The organism is Chryseobacterium sp. c4a (assembly GCF_009900745.1).
In the GTDB taxonomy this organism is placed as follows: Bacteria; Bacteroidota; Bacteroidia; order Flavobacteriales; family Weeksellaceae; genus Chryseobacterium.
Genome location: NZ_WXVU01000015.1, coordinates 89,840 through 108,797 on the forward strand (window position 1 = coordinate 89,840; position 18,958 = coordinate 108,797).

Annotated in this window: 19 protein-coding genes and 2 tRNA genes; 15 read left to right on the forward strand and 6 right to left on the reverse strand. The window is 34.7% G+C overall.

What is annotated here, in order from left to right; translation table 11 throughout:
- Window positions 1-6: 6 nt before the first annotated feature.
- The 7 genes from GTR01_RS18185 to GTR01_RS18215 all read left to right on the forward strand — a co-directional run bounded on the left by GTR01_RS18185 (window position 7) and on the right by GTR01_RS18215 (window position 4,225).
- Complete coding sequence (locus GTR01_RS18185) at window positions 7-303, forward strand: hypothetical protein (RefSeq protein ID WP_160139187.1); 297 nt, start codon at window positions 7-9, stop codon at window positions 301-303.
- Between the two features lie 9 nt (window positions 304-312).
- Window positions 313-612, forward strand: coding sequence for a hypothetical protein (locus GTR01_RS18190; protein WP_228452280.1), 300 nt, complete (start codon window positions 313-315; stop codon window positions 610-612).
- Between the two features lie 11 nt (window positions 613-623).
- Complete coding sequence (locus GTR01_RS18195) at window positions 624-1,109, forward strand: Coq4 family protein (RefSeq protein ID WP_160139188.1); 486 nt, start codon at window positions 624-626, stop codon at window positions 1,107-1,109.
- 11 nt (window positions 1,110-1,120) lie between these two features.
- Entirely contained in the window at window positions 1,121-1,405 is a 285-nt protein-coding gene (locus GTR01_RS18200) for a hypothetical protein (protein WP_160139189.1), read from the forward strand.
- An 83-nt stretch (window positions 1,406-1,488) separates the two neighbouring features.
- Entirely contained in the window at window positions 1,489-2,862 is a 1,374-nt protein-coding gene (locus GTR01_RS18205) for a DUF4153 domain-containing protein (RefSeq protein WP_160139190.1), read from the forward strand.
- A gap of 251 nt (window positions 2,863-3,113) precedes the next feature.
- A complete protein-coding gene (locus GTR01_RS18210; protein WP_160139191.1) occupies window positions 3,114-3,653 on the forward strand; it encodes a hypothetical protein in 540 nt (179 codons plus the stop codon).
- Window positions 3,654-3,712: 59 nt separating this feature from the next.
- Window positions 3,713-4,225: a hypothetical protein gene (locus GTR01_RS18215; RefSeq protein WP_160139192.1), complete on the forward strand. Its 513-nt coding sequence runs from the start codon at window positions 3,713-3,715 to the stop codon at window positions 4,223-4,225.
- A 97-nt stretch (window positions 4,226-4,322) separates the two neighbouring features.
- Here GTR01_RS18215 and GTR01_RS18220 read toward each other — a convergent pair whose 3' ends face one another.
- The 4 genes from GTR01_RS18220 to GTR01_RS18235 form a co-directional block, all read right to left on the reverse strand.
- Window positions 4,323-5,978, reverse strand: a complete 1,656-nt coding sequence (locus GTR01_RS18220; RefSeq protein WP_160139193.1) for a S8 family peptidase — start codon at window positions 5,976-5,978, stop codon at window positions 4,323-4,325.
- Window positions 5,979-6,442: 464 nt separating this feature from the next.
- Window positions 6,443-7,600 carry a serine hydrolase domain-containing protein gene (locus tag GTR01_RS18225; RefSeq protein ID WP_160139194.1) on the reverse strand — a complete coding sequence of 386 codons (1,158 nt, stop codon included), beginning with the start codon at window positions 7,598-7,600 and terminating at the stop codon, window positions 6,443-6,445.
- Between the two features lie 75 nt (window positions 7,601-7,675).
- The gene (gene dtd / locus GTR01_RS18230) at window positions 7,676-8,125 is read right to left on the reverse strand and encodes a D-aminoacyl-tRNA deacylase (RefSeq protein WP_160139195.1); all 450 of its coding nucleotides are present in this window, start codon (window positions 8,123-8,125) and stop codon (window positions 7,676-7,678) included.
- Window positions 8,126-8,130: 5 nt separating this feature from the next.
- Window positions 8,131-8,574 (reverse strand): hypothetical protein, encoded by a 444-nt coding sequence (locus GTR01_RS18235; RefSeq protein ID WP_160139196.1) that lies wholly within the window; start codon window positions 8,572-8,574, stop codon window positions 8,131-8,133.
- Window positions 8,575-8,684: 110 nt separating this feature from the next.
- Here GTR01_RS18235 and greA point away from each other — a divergent pair, with 110 nt between their 5' ends.
- From greA to GTR01_RS18275, 8 genes are all read left to right on the forward strand, one after another.
- Window positions 8,685-9,155: a transcription elongation factor GreA gene (gene greA / locus GTR01_RS18240; protein WP_068938932.1), complete on the forward strand. Its 471-nt coding sequence runs from the start codon at window positions 8,685-8,687 to the stop codon at window positions 9,153-9,155.
- A 57-nt stretch (window positions 9,156-9,212) separates the two neighbouring features.
- A complete protein-coding gene (locus tag GTR01_RS18245) occupies window positions 9,213-9,602 on the forward strand; it encodes an HIT family protein (RefSeq protein ID WP_045492597.1) in 390 nt (129 codons plus the stop codon).
- Between the two features lie 66 nt (window positions 9,603-9,668).
- On the forward strand, window positions 9,669-10,856 hold the full coding sequence (clpX, locus tag GTR01_RS18250; protein ID WP_160139197.1) for an ATP-dependent Clp protease ATP-binding subunit ClpX: 1,188 nt from the start codon (window positions 9,669-9,671) through the stop codon (window positions 10,854-10,856).
- A gap of 74 nt (window positions 10,857-10,930) precedes the next feature.
- Window positions 10,931-12,919 (forward strand): T9SS type A sorting domain-containing protein, encoded by a 1,989-nt coding sequence (locus GTR01_RS18255; RefSeq protein ID WP_160139198.1) that lies wholly within the window; start codon window positions 10,931-10,933, stop codon window positions 12,917-12,919.
- Between the two features lie 8 nt (window positions 12,920-12,927).
- Complete coding sequence (locus tag GTR01_RS18260) at window positions 12,928-13,152, forward strand: signal peptidase (protein ID WP_160139199.1); 225 nt, start codon at window positions 12,928-12,930, stop codon at window positions 13,150-13,152.
- Window positions 13,153-13,213: 61 nt separating this feature from the next.
- A complete protein-coding gene (locus GTR01_RS18265; protein WP_160139200.1) occupies window positions 13,214-14,506 on the forward strand; it encodes a peroxiredoxin family protein in 1,293 nt (430 codons plus the stop codon).
- Window positions 14,507-14,550: 44 nt separating this feature from the next.
- Window positions 14,551-14,624 (forward strand) — tRNA-Met (locus tag GTR01_RS18270).
- A 363-nt stretch (window positions 14,625-14,987) separates the two neighbouring features.
- A tRNA-Met gene (locus GTR01_RS18275) sits at window positions 14,988-15,061 on the forward strand.
- 311 nt (window positions 15,062-15,372) lie between these two features.
- Here the strand turns inward: GTR01_RS18275 and GTR01_RS18280 are convergent.
- Window positions 15,373-16,671, reverse strand: coding sequence for an HlyD family secretion protein (locus tag GTR01_RS18280; RefSeq protein ID WP_160139201.1), 1,299 nt, complete (start codon window positions 16,669-16,671; stop codon window positions 15,373-15,375).
- An 84-nt stretch (window positions 16,672-16,755) separates the two neighbouring features.
- Complete coding sequence (locus GTR01_RS18285; RefSeq protein WP_160139202.1) at window positions 16,756-18,948, reverse strand: peptidase domain-containing ABC transporter; 2,193 nt, start codon at window positions 18,946-18,948, stop codon at window positions 16,756-16,758.
- Window positions 18,949-18,958 lie beyond the last annotated feature (10 nt).

Below are 18,958 nucleotides of genomic sequence, written 5' to 3' on the forward strand. Positions count from 1 at the left end.
AATTAAATGGAAAACAAAGAAATCATCAATCTCGGAAAATCTATATTCGGAGTATTTTTTATACTGGGAACAATCTTTCTTTTAGGAGCGATAATAACCAAGGAAAATGGATTTGCTGGAGCAGGCTATATGCTGATTTATTTCGGAGTGCCGGCAAATCTGTTGTGTGTATTTTCTTTTTTGATTTACGGTTTAGTATATCGTTCGAAATTTTTAGCCTGCTTAAAGGCGGTTGGTATACTCTCAATCAATATTCCCATTGCAATTCTATATGGGGCAATAGGGATCAGTTTATTTAATTAAATTATTCTAATGATGTCAGAAAGAAATATTTTAAACTTAGGAAAAGCTGTATTTGGAGTGTTTTTCCTCATAGGAAACATCTGCCTTTTTGGATATGTATTCACTAAAGATTTCCACTTTGCAGACGTAGGTCTTTTGCTGGTTAGTTATGGTGCAGTTTTCAACCTCATTGTTTTAGCAGGCCTCATGCTCTACGGATTAATCAATAATCACAAACGTAAAATCTGTTTTCAGTCAGCGGGATATCTTCTCATTAATATACCCTTTGCTATTCTTTATGCCATCATAGGATGGAATCTAATTTTTTAAATACATATACTATGAAAAAAATACGCGTTCAGTTTCTGCTTTTTGTGTATGATAAAACTCAAAAACTCTACAGAAAATATTTTAAAAAGAAAAAAAGACAATGGCAGTTCAATGAAAAGCAGCTGCTGGAATTTCAGGAAGATTCACTGGGAAGAAAACTTGGAGAATTCTACCATAAACACGGGTTTTCGATGATTCCTAAAATGGAAAATCATGATGTTCATCATCTGATCACTGGCTGTGGAACCAACTTCGAGGATGAAATTGCCATGCAATATCTTTTGCTGGGAAATGGAAAACTCAATGCTCATCTTTTAGCAGCTATCGTATTGGGAACCTTTATTCTCCCGGAATATATCAAAATATATGGTAAAGCTTACAAGAAAGGACAGACGATGAGAGCTTTTCATCAATGGGATTTCGAAGGTTTACTTTGGCAGAATTTTGAACACCTGAAAGACTTTATCCAACAGAAAGATCCGGTTGCCTTACATTAAAAACGCATCCTATGGAAAATATAAAATTCAATGCAGCTGGAAAATATACCTTTCTTATTTCTTCCGGCCTGGGAACATTTCTGTTTTTATTATTTTTTATCACCCAGAATGAATTCTTATTGTTGTTAGGGTTTATATGTGTAGTCTTTGCCGTGCTTGTGAATACTCTTATATTTTTACACCTGCTGATTGTATTCCTTTCAGATATTTCCGAAGAAAAAGCAGCTGGGAATTCTATTTTACTGCTACTGCTGAACATACCTATTGCCTTATTATACTTCTATATCCTGTTTTGAAATGAATTCCTAAGAACATTGACCTCTCTGTCTATTTTCTTTTAGTCTTTTATCTCTTAGTCTAATTTTAAAATTATTAAATTATGAAAACACATCACTATATATTTCTCACAACAGCCCTTTTCGTAGTCCTGTTCTATGATCAGGACATGGGGCTGAATTTTGGAATCCTTGGAATCCTATACGCGATTTTGAATTTCTTTAAAACACCAGAGAAAAACAAAACCAGAACTTTTTATATTCTTACAGTTACAAGTATACTGTCAGGGATTGCATTTGCATGGTATGGCGACTTTCCATCATTTCTGGCGGTGGCAAGTTCACTTCTTTTATTAGCTTATAAATCGAGGAACAGGAAAATGAAGATTCTTTTTCTTATTCCTGTTTTTATAACGAACAGCTGTACTTCAATTTGCAGAGTTTTTATGCTCGATAAATGGCTGCCCCAGAGAAACGTTCCCGGAATGTGGCAGAAGATCATGGCTTTTGTGCTTATCCCGTTTATTCTTATCTCTGTTTTCTTTGGAATTTATGCCGCAGGAAGTGATCATTTTGCAGCACTGTTTACAGATTATGAACTGGATCTCAATCTTTGGCAGGTCTTCTGTCTTTCCGTATTAGGATTTTTTATTGCTTTTAACTTCTGGAATTTTGCTGTTGAAAAACTGATTTACAAGAACCATCATTATTTGGATAATGATTTTCAGAGAAGTGCTCAGGAGCCTAAATCAACCTATTCGTTTCTTGATCTGGACGCAGAAAGAACGAGTGGCGTAATATCCTTCTTTTGTCTGAATATTTTGTTGGTATTTTTTATTATTACCTATAATTATGAACAGTTTTATGAAGTTTCAAAAACACCGGTTCAGTTATCGGAAGAAACCCATGAGCGTGTGAATGCCGTGATCATGTCTATTGTGATGGCCATTCTGGTTATTATGTTTTACTTTAAATCAGGATTCAATTTTGATCCTAAAGCAAAACTGTTGAAAATCTTAGCTAAAGTCTGGATTGCTTTAAATGCCGTACTTATCCTCTCTGCAGCAGCCAAAAACTATGAATATATTGTCAACTATGCCTTTACGTATAAAAGACTGGGTGTTTTTGCTTTCCTTCTTTTATCTCTGGTGGGACTTTCTTTAACTTTTATTAAAATCCAAAGACAAAAAAGAAATGCCTTCCTCTTCAATACCATGGCGTGGTATCTTTATGGAACCATTTTGATTTGCAGCTATATCAACTGGGGCGGTTTTATTACTTCACAGAATATGAAACGTAACGATTTTGCTGTTAATTACCATTTTGGGTCAGTTAATTTCAGTGAAAAGAGTCTGATGAGATACGCAGATGAAAAGAATAACCAAAAATTGAAAAAAGATATCCTGAATAAAGTGAAGATAGAAAAGTCAAAATCTTTCCTTTCAAAGATCATCTATTATCAAACCATTCAGTATTAAAGAAGCATAATAAAAAAACAATAAAAAGAATTTCAATCTGAAAAAAAAGGTAATTAAAAAAGTTGGAACAATTTTAGCATTTGAAAAGACCTGATTAACCAGGATTGTGTTGAAAATGGAATAGGGGGCACATTGAAAATAGGTAATTATTGACAATATTCAATAAAATATAATTTTGAAAAGTATGGAAAACGATAAGAACTTCCATCTCCCAGCTTCCATCCTTCTCACTTCCTCAAAAATTAATTATTATGAAAAAAAGCTTATTGTTAATTCCACTGATTATTATTTCATGTAAAAAAGATCCTGCCGTGACAGATATGTCTCAAAAGGATTCAACAATTGTAACAGAAACGCCGGACTCTGTTTATAAAGCGGATTCTGTAGCATTGAGAAAAAAAGACTCAATCATTAACAATGCTCCTGTTACCAAGGAAGTTTTACAAAAAGGGGTAATGAGAAGTGAGAAAGAAGGTCGGATTGTAAGAACCGTAGATGCTGCCCAACTTCCTGTTACAATAGGTGAAGAATTCAAAAAAGATGGTCAAGAGCTGATTTTAAAATTGACCAATTTTGAACAATCTAAAATTAATGCTAAAATTTCAACGAAAGAAAAAGATTTTAATATCAGATTCAATCAAATAAAACTTCCTAATGGTGATTATGATGGCCCATTCGGAAGAGAACTCACTTATGAAGTTCCTAAAAAAGGAGAAATATGGCTGATTATTGGGAAAAGTAATATGGCTTCCGGTAATACCAAAGGACATTTTACAGTGAGTATTGAGTAGTCTCATTCAATTTGGTACAGTTTCTGCAAATTAACATCAGAAGTTTAAATTTAAAAATTATGAAAAATATAGTTCTAACAGCAATGGCCGCCTCAGCTGTACTTGTAAGTTGCGGAACCGTACAGTCGCTTGTTCAGAATACGTTCCCATATACAACGAATGTTTTAGTTTCTACAGGTGTACCTACTGATAAAGAAGTTTCTTCAACAGCAACGGCAACCAATGTACAAACATGGTTTGGAGGAAATAATAATGCTCAGATCAAAGATGTAAGAATTTCAGATGCAAAAATTTCCGTAGTATCTCCTTCCGGAGGAAACCTAAGTGCATTTAAAACTATTAAAATATATGTTTCATCCAGTGGAACAGGGGAAAGGCTAATTGCTTCCCGTTCTAATATTTCAACCAATTCATCCAGCATGAGCCTGGATCTGAATGATACAGGATTTCTGGATAGTATTGTAAAAAGCTCAGGGCTTACTGTAAGAACTGTTTATGAATTGAAGAACCAAACTTCTTCAGACATGAACATTAAAGTTGCCCTTAATTTCAGCAGTGTTCCTGCAAAATAATTTTGTACAAATAGTCTATGACTAAAAAAACTCCTTTCAAAATACTGAAAGGAGTTTTTTGTTTTGAAAAAAAAGAGTTTCGGTTTTTCTCTCTTAATTATAATTTGGTAAACTTCTCTACCACTCGTCTTGAACCTTCATTGATATTCATGATATATTGCCCGGTAGGAAGATGAGAAATGGTAATTTTCTCTCCCGAAGAAACTGTACTTTTTATCACGGATCTTCCTTGCATATTAATGATTTCAACATCTAATTTTTTATCTTCCGCACTCTGAACCGCTATATAATTGCTGGAAGGATTAGGATATATTTTTACTTCAAGTGCAGGGAGCGCTTTTGCAGAAACAGCAGATTTACTTTCCAATTGTAAAATAGCATTTCTCACATTCGGAAGCGGGCCTATTTTCTTATTAACATCAGTCCCTCCTTGTGGAATTCCTGTAGAAACCAATAGATTTTTCATGGCAGTTGGGCTTAAATATTGTCCCGTAGTCTGACGGTAAAAAGATTGTATAAGTACTGCCGCAGAAGCTACAGTAGGAGTTGCAGAGCTTGTTCCACTGAAATAATTGTAAGTCCTGTTATTATCATTATCATATTTTGCATACGATCCATATCCTGCAGCCAGAACACTGCTTCCCCAACCCTGTACATCCACTCTGCTTCCATAAGTACTGAAACTTTGTTTTGAGTGGGTAGTGTTAGGAGTTCCTGCACCTACAATGATGGCACCGCTGTTTCCTCTGGCTCTGTATGCCGCATAAAAAGGCTCATCAAGATCTTGATTCCCGTTACCTGCAGCAGCAATGATGATAATTCTCGAATCTGTAGCCGCTTTTGTAAGATCCCAGATCACACTATCATATTCGGCAGGACAATATTCACCGTTTTTGCCTCCGGTTTGCATTTCATACAAGATGATATCTCCGGCCTGAGAGGCATTGATGGATCTGCTGACTGCTGAAGCCCTGTTATATCCCACAGTAGTCCATTCCATATATCCTTTTATTTCTGATGCATTGTAAACCGCACCTGTAAGCCCAATATTATCTTTTATTGATCCTAAAATACTGACCACAGCAGTACCATGATCCCTATAATTATTCCCCGATAAACCCGAGTTAGGAGAATATCCGGGCTCTAGTTGGATGGAATTCTGATTGGTCAGCATTTCATGAGTTTTATAGAATCCATATTCTACATCTCGAATACGGATGTTCTGCCCGGTGATTCCTCTTGACCATGCGTATTTTGCATTAATTCCCGGATTGTCATTCAGGTAAGTCTGCACATTTTCCAGATCCGGAGTTGCTACAAACATATTCACTAATGGTGGTTCAACCGGTGAGCTGCTCATCACAGAAACATATTCTATTTCAGGAAATTTTTCAAGAGTTTGAATAAGTCTCTGAAAAGTATCACTATTCTGAACAGGAACATCAGCTTTAAATATTCTTTTCAGCTTTTGAACAGATTCTCCGGAGTTTCCATTCATTTTACTGTTTTCCATCATTTCATTGATTTTTTTATCACTGAAACCCAGATCATAAGTAAAGGAAATTCCATTCTCTCTGGCAAACCTTTCCAGTTCAGAATTTTTCTCAAATGCATTCTTGTCTGAAGCGATGCCCTTTGAAAAACATACATAGATTTGATCATTTTGATTACTGCTGCGAGCTGAAAGTTTTTGTCCAAAGGAAATAAAGCTGCAAAACACAAATACAGAAAGGAGTTTAATTCTTGTTTTCATATTATTTTTATTAAATGGTTGTGAATTGTTTTGTATAATATCAAAAATAATAATAAAATGAAAACAAATCACGTTTTTGTGAATTTATTTTTTAATCAAACTCTTTTGTCTTTATATAAAGGATTTGTAACTATTTTTATAAAAAATCCCTCTCAGTTTGCTGAAAAGGATTTTTTGCTTTTAGATAGCCTGAATAGGTTCTTTTTGTTCATCACTTTGGATATCAATTGAAGGACGTTTAAAACCATTAAAATAGATGTTTCATTCAGCGGAACAGGAGAGAGGCTGATCGCATCCCGCTCTAACATCTCTACCAATTCATCCAGTATGAGTTGAAGAACCAGACTTCTTCAGACATGAATATTAAAGTAGCTCTTAATTTCAGCAGCGTTCCTGCGAAATAATTGTTCTAAAAAAGATATTGAAAAAACGTCTTTCAGCTGAGGTGAAAGACGTTTGTAATTTTAATCAATATATTTCAATTGAAGCAGTATTCTTCTAATGTGCCCGGTAATGAATTGATTATTATTGGTAAGCCAGATAATGGATATGTTTTTCTCAGGAATCATTAGTAAATGAGATTTAAAACCGCCTTGATCTCCTGCATGTTCTATTACTTTGACATGTTCCTCTGTTTTTATACCTGAATAAAAACCATTGTGAACAAACCATGTCCCGGTATGATCAGCTGCTTTCTCACTACTCCAGTTTATAGGATTATAGACTGTTTCAGATTCTTTAATAATGGCACAGCTTGTAAATTTACACTCCTGAATTGCTGAAATGTATTTTTTTAAATCCTCAACAGAGCTCCATACTCCTCCGTTACCAGCAGCTGCAAATGTCGGATACTCACCATAATCATATTCCTGATATACTTTATCCCTAAGGATATAGCCATGAGCTACATTTTTATCAGGGAAATTGCCATCCGTTATTGTGCTGCTACTCATTCCGGAAGGCTTGAATATATTTTCTGCAATAAAATGCTGCCATTTCATATAGCCTGCTTTTTCAATAACCAATGCTAATCCGTTATAAGCAGGATTGGAATAATTAAATTTACTTCCTGGTTCAAACTCTAAGGAATCAGTCTGTTTTAAAGGACTGAAATTTTCTTCATCTTTTGCCGTAAGATAATAAATACTATCTTTTTCAACATGTCTAAGATCTGGAAGACCTGAAGTATGTGTAAGAAGATGATGGAGCTTAACGGCATTTGCTATTTTTTTAACTTTAAAATCCGGAAAAAATTTTAAAAGATTGTCATTGACGGAAAGTTTATTTCTTTTTTGGAGTATTAAAATACCGTAAGAAACAAAGGTCTTGGAAATAGAGCCTAGGTTTGAAACCGTTTTGGTTGTAAACTTTTCCTTTGTTTTAAGGTCTGCAAGACCAAATGAGTTTTCATATAGCGTTTTACCTCCCTGCTGTATCAATATACTGCCTCCAGGCTCGTTTGCATTAAAAATATTTGAAAAAGCAGAGTCCAGTTTGGTTTTTAAAAGTTCATCGCGGCTTTGGCCAAGATAAAATCCTGTACTAAAGAAGAATAAGAATAAAAATTTTAACGGACGGCTTGAGGAAAAAAATATTGTTTTGGGGATAATTTTTGTTTTCATTTTCTCTTAGGTATTAGTACTGCTTACGATCAGGTAGATTCCCAATCCTAATCCTATAAAATCTGATGTTAATTATTAGCTTTTTGTAATAGAGTCCATAACGATGGTTACGGGCCCGTCATTGATTAATGAAACTTTCATATCAGCTCCGAAAATACCACTTTCAGTTTTCAATCCTGATTTTGCGATTTCTTCTTTAAAATAATCAAATAGAGGAATAGCTTTATCCGGTTTAGCTGCTTTGATGAAAGAAGGACGGTTACCTTTTTTATAATCAGCAATCAGGGTAAACTGGCTGATGCACAAGATCTCTCCGGAGATATCCTTTACCGAAAGATTGAGTTTATCATCTTCATCACCAAAGATTCTTAGATTGAGTATTTTTTGTACCAGCCAATCTGCATCTGTTTTCTCATCATTCTCATCAATGCCTACCAGCAGCATTAAACCTTTTCCTATTTCTCCTACTATTTTTCCGTCTACTTTTACATGGGCTTCAGAGACTCTTTGTATAACGATCTTCATAATAATTAATAATTATAAACTGTAATTGAATTTGTAGCAGGATCTACTTGGCAAAAATAAGTTTTGAGTGGTAGAGGAGAGACTGCTACAGGTTCCCCAGTTAGTATATTCCATTTTGCATTGTCCTTTGGACAAGTAACTAGAGGATAATCGACTTTTAAGGTTGTATTTAAATCTGGACAGATATGTGGTGCGTTGCGATCATAAGCTTTATAGGTATTAATCCCAGCCTTTACTACAATGAGGCCACGCGTCCCCGCTCCTTGTATATCTACGTAAGTCCATTGTTTAATTGTAAGGTCATTGTAATTATTTGGTAGTAGAGTAACATTAATAGGAACATTAGGAAAGCAGTTCACAGTATCTTCTCTTCTTCCACATGAGTTTATGGATAATGTACTGAAAACCAATAAAATGAAAATAGATAGTATCGAAAAAGTTTTTTTCATTTCAATTTAAATTTTTATATATTTGTAAAAATTAAACGATTATAACACGTAAAACATTGTCCGGCAAATGTCGGATTATTTTTTTATACTAAAACTAAATTTTGAAAATTATGGCAAGCTATGTAACAAAGGAGGGCCTTGAGAAAATGAAAGCTGAGCTGGAACAGTTGGAAACTGTGGAAAGACCAAAAATTACTCAGCAGATCGCAGAAGCTAGAGACAAAGGAGATTTGTCTGAAAATGCAGAATATGATGCGGCTAAAGAGGCTCAAGGGATGCTTGAAATGAGAATTTCTAAGCTGAAAGATGTTATCTCAACTTCTAAAATTATAGACGAAAGCCAATTAGATACTTCAAAAGTTTCTATCTTAACTACAGTGAAGCTTAAGAATAATGCAACGAAGCAGGAGCAGGTATTTACATTGGTACCAGATAACGAAAGCGACCTTAAATCAGGAAAGATCTCTGTAAATACTCCTATTGCTAAAGGATTACTAGGTAAAGTTAAAGGCGAAACCGCTGAAATTACTTTGCCAAACGGAAACAAACTTTCTTTTGAAGTATTAGACATTTCTCTATAGTCTGATACCCCCTTTCATTTCTAAACTTCTAGTATTTAATCTCTAACTTTTATAAAAATGAGCACTATATTCACAAAAATCATCAATGGCGAAATTCCCTCTTATAAAATCGCTGAGGACGAAAATTTTATCGCATTCCTCGACGCAATGCCTTTGGTGAAAGGACATACTTTAGTAGTTCCGAAAAAAGAAGTGGATTTGATTTTTGATCTTGAAAGTGAAGAATACAAAAACCTTTGGGGATTTGCCCAAGAGGTAGCCAAGAAGATCAAAACTGCAATTCCATGTGTAAGAGTAGGAGTAGCGGTTGTAGGACTTGAAGTTCCTCATGCACATATTCATCTTATTCCTTTAAATAAAATGGAAGACATGAATTTCAGAAATGAAAGACTAAAATTAACGAACGAAGAATATACAGAGATTCAAAACTCAATTATTAATTCTTAACACACAGAAAATCGTAAAAAAGTAATTTTTTACGATTTTCTTTAACATATACATATATTATATAATATGAATCCAAACCAATGTTCTTTCTGCGGAAGAAAAAGAAATGAAGTACAGATGTTGATTTCTGGGCAGAACGGTTTTATTTGTGAAAATTGTATAGAGCAGGCACACGTAATCGTGAAAGACAGTGCTTCTAAGGCAGGATATTCTCCTGCAGATAATATGGAAGATCTTAAAAAACCGAAAGAGATCAAAGTATTCCTGGATCAATATGTCATCGGGCAGGATCAGGCAAAAAAACAGCTTTCTATCGCAGTATATAACCATTATAAAAGATTACTTCATGCTCAGGACGAAAACAGAGAAGTAGAGCTTGAAAAGTCAAATATTATTATGATAGGGGAGACCGGTACAGGAAAAACCCTATTGGCAAAAACCATTGCAAGAGAACTTAATGTTCCTTTCTGTATTGTAGATGCTACTATTTTAACGGAAGCAGGATATGTAGGAGAAGATGTTGAAAGCATCCTTTCAAGACTCTTGATGGTAGCAGACTATGATGTGGAAAAAGCTGAAAAAGGAATTGTCTTTATTGATGAGATTGATAAGATTGCAAGAAAATCAGACAATCCAAGTATTACAAGAGATGTATCCGGTGAAGGAGTACAGCAGGGGTTATTGAAACTGTTGGAGGGAAGCATTGTTAACGTACCACCACAAGGAGGAAGAAAACATCCTGATCAAAAGTATATTCAGGTGAATACTCAGAATATTCTGTTTATTGCAGGAGGCGCTTTTGATGGAATCAAGGAAATCATCGAAAGAAGAATGAATAAGCAGGCTATTGGTTTTAGTTCTGAAAAAATCAATAAGACGGATGAAGAGGAATATGTATTAACAAATATTAATGCAATTGATTTAAGATCATTCGGATTAATTCCCGAACTTTTAGGAAGATTTCCAATCATCACTTACCTCGATAAACTCACAAAAGAGACGCTGGTAAGAATTATGAAGGAACCTAAAAACTCAATTGTGAATCAATTTGTGGAGCTCTTCAAAATGGATGGCACGAATTTGGTAATTACAGACGGGGCAATCGAAAAAATTGTAGAGGAAACTATTGAAAAAGGGTTAGGAGCAAGAGGTCTTAGAGGTACCACAGAGAAGGTCTTGGAAGACTATATGTTTTCAATCGGAGAGGAAAAAGAGATTGTCTTAACGGAAGATAATATTTTGATTAATAGATAAAAAGTTTTTTTTTTAAAGAAAAAAATAATACCTTTGCGGGTGAAGATTGTATTAACACACAAATAATTTATACAATGAGAAAAAGTTTATTTGCTATAGGTCTTTTAGCAATCAGTTATTCTGTTCAGGCGCAGATATTATGTCATGTAGACACTGGTGCTAATATGTATGTGAGCGAAGGCACCCTAGTATATAGTGGTGGTGGTGTACAGACAAAAGATACTGGTGTTCTGGATGTACATGGAAATGTCATGATTGTAGGATCAGGTACAGATGCTTTTAAAACAATTGATGCATTAGGTGCGGATAAAACCACCAGTGGAGATAATATTGTTTTAAGGCTAAATACCCCTGCTACTTATGCCGCTTCTACGTACGGTCAATTGTACATTAATGGACTTACTCAGTCCAACATTACAGGTATTGTAACTAAAGAATACCTGACAGACAAACAAGGTAACGGCAATTATTTCCAACAAATTGCACTTCCTTTCTACGGTAAAGCTTACAATACATTATCAACTGAATTAGGTAAAACATTCGGTACTGTAAGGAATATTCAGAATCCTGGTAATGTAAACAATGATCTTATTTTGCAATGGAATAATACCCAGGCTAAATCTGATCATGTTACTGATTTGTCAAGCACAACCAGTAATGGCCCGGCTTATTATATGTTAGGTTCTAGAAATAACAACCTAAATCTTAATACGCCTGTATCAGGTTCAGTGAATAAGATAACTGGTAGACCATACGCTACCTTTGCTCCTGTGAATTTACAAAACGGAGGAAATGTATATTTCGGCCCAGGTGGTAACGCAGCAAACAGTTATGGTGAAGCTTATAACTCTTATCTTCAGGATCAGTTTGATCTTCCTAACGGAGAATGGAACACAACTTATGGTAAGAATATTTACCAGTTTGGTAACCCGTTCCTTACAAACCTGGATCTTTCTAAGATTGGTTATATTGAAGGAGGAACCATTACGGACGGTAATAACGTTTCCAATATCATGGGGATTGAGTATACATCAGGTTCAGTGGTAACACAGCCTAATGGGTATACTTTTACTACAGGTGCATTAAAGCAGACTTTTAATTTAGATGGAACTCCTGTTGGAGATATTGGATTAATTATTAAACCAATGCAGCCATTTATTATTAAGCTTAGAAATAATAGTGCTCAAACGTTGGATTTCAGTACCCTTAGAAGATTTAAGGATGTAGTGAGAGCTGATGGAACAGACTATAATGTAAATGCTGCTAAAGTAGCTGGTAAAGCTAATAAATCCATTGGAGCAAGTGTGAAGCAATTAGGGGTTATCGGTCTTGATGCTAATGGTAATGAGCTTGGAAGAGCTTATTATGTAGTTTCTGCTACAGCCACTACAGGTCACCAGACTTCTATTGCCACTACAGTACAAGCTGCCGCTAGTAGCAGTAACCTTATTGGTACTTTTGAAGAGTTACCAACTGGAGGTTATGACCCGAATTATAATGCAAAATATTGGCTATATATCAACGAAGCTAATGAAAAAGATTTCTTAGGAAAAGATTTATTACTTTGGAATTTTGATTTTAGTAAGCCGGATAAAAAAATAGTTTCTTATAAATTTGAAATCAGAGAGAATGCAGAAATGATTCCTGCTGGAACACACAAGTTGTCTTCAGGAGTAGGATTTTTCTATAAAGCATCTAATGGTTCTGTACAAGAAGCAAAACAAGGAGATGTAATTCCTGTAAGCTCTAAATCTTATAATTTATATTATGGAGAGCCTAGTAAAGGAACTCTTGCAACTAAGGAAACTGCAGCTACAACACTTTCCAGAACAACAGTTGTATACAATCCTGCAATCAGTAATTATATCGTTAGATTTGATCCAGATTGGAAAAAAGCAGATATTGAAGTTTATGATATGAGTGGTAAACTTATCATCTCTAAGAAAACTGTTGATACATCTAAGGATTTCGTAATTGAACTTGATGGTTCTGTTAAGAGTTCTTACATTGTAAAAGTTGTTTCGGATAAAGGAGTAATAGTTAACACCAAAATCTTAAAATAAAAATTAATATGAAAACGATAAATAAACTAGTATTTGCCTTGTTTTTCTTTACCACAATATTGATAAGTGCAGATCCAGATGATATGCCAGTTCCCGGAGGTGGAGGAACAGGAGGTCACGGAACAGGAGGAGCTCCATCAGCACCAATTGATATGTATGTATATTTACTGGCTGTGGTAGCTATTGCGTTCATCGCATTTTATACAAAGAAGTATAAAAACATAAAAGCATAAAATTTTATTAAAATAATAGTAAACTCTCTGATTAATCAGAGAGTTTTTTTATTTTTACTCTATGAAAAAGATTTATACACTATCTACGGTTTTAGCTGCATTTGCATTGCAGGCTCAGTTTACAGTTACAGTTCAAACTCCAGCAGATTTTAAAGATCAGGATGCTATTCTATATACCTTAAATGGTTCAAAAGATATTATTGTTACCAAAGAACAAAGTAAGAATAATACATGGACGTTTAAATATCCAAATAACTATATGGGGATGATGAAGATTTACTTCCCTGTAACTAATAATACCGTAAGCTTTATTTCTGAGAATAAGAATGTCAATTTCAAATTAGATATTCAGAATAATAAAGTGAAGGATGTTATTTATTTGGATGAAGCCAATGAGCTTATGAGTAAACAACAGGAAGGTTCTCAAAAAAAAGAGCTTATTTTACCTGCATTGGCTCAAATTAAAGAATATTATAAAGACAATACAGACTTTGGAAAAGCTTTAAAAACAGAAATTGAAAGGCTTTCCGGTACTGCTGGTTCTATTGATGCTGCAAAGCACCCGTTTATTGCGTATTACAATACCAATTATAGTAAGTTTCTTGGGAACTCTGCAGACAGCGCTAAAAAGGTTGATCAGGATGAAATTATCAATTTCCTGGATAAGTCTAATGATATGCTTGAAAGTTCATCGTTGCTAAGACCAGTATTGGTGTCTTATTTGAACTCAGGAGGTAATACGAATGTTGGCGGATCAGTGGATAAGCTTTTAGACCGTTTAAAGGTAGAAACACCAAGAGGACAGACTGTTTTATCTGAACTTATCGATATTTTTGATGTGTATCAGATGGATGAGTTTAAAAACAAATATCTTGGTATGGCTAAAAACCTTAAATGTACCATTAATGATAGATTGGCCTCTACATTGAAATCTAATGCGAATGTGGAAATGGGGGCTTTATTCCCTAATTATAAGTTCCAGTCTGCAACAAATACTACAGCTAAATCGCTTTACGATGTGAAAGCAGATAAGAAGGTGATCGTGTTCTGGTCGTCTACTTGTTCACACTGTGAAAGTGAACTACCAAAGCTATTGGAGAAATACAATGATTTAAAATCAAAAAATATTCAGGTTATCGCTTTATCTCTAGATGTGGATAAGAGTTCTTATTCTAACAAGATTGCTGCATTTCCATGGGTTAACGACTCAGAATTGAGAGGATGGAACAGTAGCTATGTAGATACATATAATGTTCATGCAACTCCGACCTATTTTATTTTAGATGCTAATAATAAGATAATCAACAAACCAGATCATGTTGGGAATGTTTTAGAATATTTTATGGTAAAATAATTTTGGAGGTAAAAAATATTTTTCTATATTTGCACCACCAAAACGGCGAGGTAGCTCAGTTGGTTAGAGCGCAGGATTCATAACCCTGAGGTCACGGGTTCAATTCCCGTCTTCGCTACAAAAACCGCAATCATTTATAATGGTTGCGGTTTTCTTTTTTATATCATTGCATTCATTTTTTAGAGATTGTTTTCGCTTATAATTGCTTGCTCTCCTTAGAAAATGTCATTTGATAACATTATTTTTTAATGATTACTTATAAGAATAGAAGTACTCTTGTTAAAGCTAGTGCTTATTTGAGAGGAAAGGGCTAAGAGTTTTGATCCCATTTTTAGTTTCTGATCCAAAATAATACAGCAAATCATATATTCAATTGCCTGTACATTCTTTCCTCTATAGTTTCTATAAAAGATATTTTAAATTTTCTTTTAATTATAGGCGTACAGATAACATTATTTTTTTATATTTGCACCACCAAAACGGCGAGGTAGCTCAGTTGGTTAGAGCGCAGGATTCATAACCCTGAGGTCACGGGTTCAATTCCCGTCTTCGCTACAAAAACCGCAATCATTTATAATGATTGCGGTTTTCTTTTTTTATTCAATTACATTCATTTTACCGGTTTTCTTTTATTTGTAATTGTTTACCCTTTTTAGAAAAAGACAACCTAAGAGATTTCAGCTTGAGTGTAAAGATTAAATATTAGGGTAGGCTGCTACAATTGAATTTAATATCTAATTAAAATTTGAAAGAAGAGGCAATATTGATAGTGTGCATTTTTACTTTTATAAATAATAAGCAGGGATATAAAAAAGCCGCTTCTCATCATTTGAGAAGCGGCTTCTTATTTTTATGATAAAATTTTATCAGGTTTGATAGCCTAATAGCTTTCTGATCTGGTAGAAGAATCTTTCGATCAATCTTAGGTCTTGGGTTACAATTTCTGCATTTCCTCTAAGCTCTTTATCGAATTTCAGATTTTTATTATAGCTTGTTTTTAATCCTTTTGGCAAAACTACATCTACATAATAATTTCCTTTATCATCAGGGATAAGTGATATATTCTGAACTTTTCCTTCTATGATTCCATATTCCTGGAAACGATAGTTATCCAGTTTGATCAATACTTTTTGTCCTGTAACAACCTTTCCTGAATTCACAGTAGGTACAGACATTCTTCCTACGAGGCTCCTTTTATTATCCGGTAAGATGGATACAATAGGTTCTCCTGCTTTTACGAATTGATTTTCACCAAAAAACTGCTGAAAGCTGGCAATACCATTCGTGGAAGAAATAACAAGGTAATTCTGCTCCCAAAGCTTTACTGCTTTTCTTAATTGTTCAAATAGCTGTAAAGTTTGTGAAGAATAGGTGATCTTATCTTTTTCTGTATTGATAACAGTTCCACTTTTTGTTTTGTTAAGATTGGAAATACCTTCTTCACCTTGCGAAATAGAAATATTAAGATTTTCAAGATTCTGCTGTGCCTGAAGATATTTGATTTTTTCATTCTCAAGTTCCATAGCTGAAATCACACCCTGATTAAATAGTTCCTGAGATCTCTGGAAGTTCTTTCTGGTAAGATCATACTTGGCGGATTCCAGGTTTTTTTGCTGCTTTAAAGTGGAAATTCTCGCTCTTGCCTCGGATAAACTTTGGTTAGTTGCTAGATTTTCCGGTGCATAAGGCTGTAATCTTGTAAAAAGATCTTCATCCTGGAATGCTTTTGCAAAGCTATTATATTCCCCCTGTACTTCACCAAGCTTAAATCTTGAAGTCTGTGCGATAGGAAAAGAACTTAGCTGGTTGGGTGAAAGGGAGTCGATCAGTTGTTTTAATGCGATAACATCTTTGTAGTTGGCAGCTGATAGCATTACCATCAAAACCTGATTTTTCTTTACTTCCTGATGGTCTTTAATGAATATTTTCTCAACCTTAGAGTTGATTCTTGCTTCTAATTTTTCCGGTGGATTTTGAGATGTTACGATAATAGGCGCAGGTACAAATTCCGGATATTTTATAATGTAACTCATTACAAAAATAAGCAGGATAATTACAAATATAAGCGTGTTCCCCCAGCGGATCATCCAATTAGGGGGTTGGGTAAGAATATCCTGTACACTTTCTGAACGGAGTTCAATATTGTCTAAAACTTCTTCTTTCATTGTTTTCTGATACATTTCCATCTCATATTTCAGAGAGGATTTAATTTAAATTAAGCTTTCAGGTTTTGGCTTCCGATGCCGAGATTAATTTCCTAGTTCAAGCTGGTTTCTCACCAATCGATAATATTCACCGCGTAGATCTACTAATTCGGCATGACTGCCTTCTTCTACGACTTTTCCTTTATCCAGTACAATAATTTTATCGGCATGTTTTACTGTGGAAAGTCTGTGGGCAATAACTACTGCAGTTTTACCTCTGAAGAATTGTTCAAGATTTTCCATAATGATCTTTTCATTATTGGCATCTAAAGCAGAGGTAGCTTCATCAAACAAAATATAGTCGGGAGATTTATAAACAGCTCTTGCAATGAAAAGTCTTTGTTTTTGGCCTCCACTTACGCCTACTCCTTCATTTCCGATCTTTGTGTTATAGCTTAATGGCAATCCTTCCACAAACTCTTTAATATTGGCTATTTCTACAGCACGCCTTAATTTCTTTTTATCGATATGATCTTCACCAACAGCAATATTATTGGCTATTGTATCATTGAATACATAACCTTCCTGCATTACCACTCCGCAATGATCTCTCCAGAATCTAGGAGAGATATTTTTCAAGGCAGTATTTCCAATTCTGATATCACCACTATTTGGTTCATAAAACTTCATCAGAAGCTTTAATAACGTTGTTTTTCCACTTCCACTGGCTCCTACAATAGCGGTCGTTTTTTGATAAGGAATGGAAAGACTTAAATTTTCAAAAACCGGAACATCAGATCCGATATATCTGAATGACATGTCAGTAATTTCGATATCCCTTTGTGGAATGTCGGTAACATACTGCTCATCTTTATTTTCTTCATCCTCTTTATCATGAATTTCACCTAATCTTTCAAGGGAGATTTTGGCATCCTGAGTTTGCTTAATAAAGTCGATAAGCTGAAGAAGCGGGCTATTTAACTGTCCAATGATATATTGTACAGAAAGCATCATCCCTAACGTTAGGTTTCCACTCAATACTAATTTGGCAGACAGGAAGCTTACTAAAATATCTTTTATTTGATTAATGAAGTTTCCTCCTACAGATTGCCATTGCTCTAAAGACAATGATTTTATTCTGATTTTAAATAATTTTACCTGAAGGAATTCCCAATCCCATCTTTTTTGCTTTTCAGCATTATGCATTTTGATCTCCTGCATTCCATTGATGAGCTCAATGACTTTACTTTGCTCCTGAGAAACCTGGGAGAATCTTTTATAGTCAAGTTCTTTTCTTTTTTTCAGGAAGAACGTAATCCATCCTATATAAGCTACAGCTCCCACAAGATAAACAAGGAATAGCCTGTAATCATAATACAGAAGGACAATACTGAAGATCACTAAATTGACCAGTGAGAACAGAGTGTTTAATGAAGAACTCGTAAGGAGTTGTTCGATTCTGTGGTGGTCATTGATTCTCTGCATGATATCCCCGGTCATTCTGGTATCAAAGAAACTGATAGGAAGTCTCATCAATTTGATAAAGAAGTCGGAAATAATGGAAATGTTAATTCTGGCTGAAAGATGGAGAAGAATCCAGCTTCGAATGGTTTCTATACCCATTCTGCCGATAAATAACATAATTTGTGCTGCTAAGACAAGGTAGATAAAGTTAATATCTTGGTTTTGTATCCCAACGTCTACAATACTTTGGGTAAGAAACGGGAAGACAAGGGATAGTAAACTTCCTGCGAGAAGTCCTACAGCAAGTTGAATAACAAGTGATTTGTATTTAAAAAGGTATCTGGAAAGAAATGAAAAGCTGGCTTTGCTTTGATCATTGTCAAATTCAGTTTGAAAAAATGCCGGTGTGGTTTCCAAAATAAGAGTAATTCCTTCTTCCGTACTTTGATGGGCGTTTTCTCCGATCCAAGATTTGATAAATTCTTCCGGAGTATAGGAAATCAATCCATAACTTGGATCAGAGATATATACCTTGTTATTTTTATCGGTTTTATAAACAACTACAAAATGGTTTTTATTCCAATGCACAACACATGGAAGCGGAACTTCTTCTACCAGGGTTTTGAAATCGACTTGAACTCCCAACGAGCGGAAGCCCAGATTCTCCGCAGCATCACTTAATCCAAGGAGGCTACTTCCTTCACGTGTTGTTTCAGAAAGAGCCCGGATCTGTTGCAGAGATATACTTTTACCGTAATACTTACTTACAATTCTAAGACATGTAGGTCCACAGTCTTTAGTGTCTGGTTGTTTATAAAAAGGAAATTTTTTCAAAACTAATAAT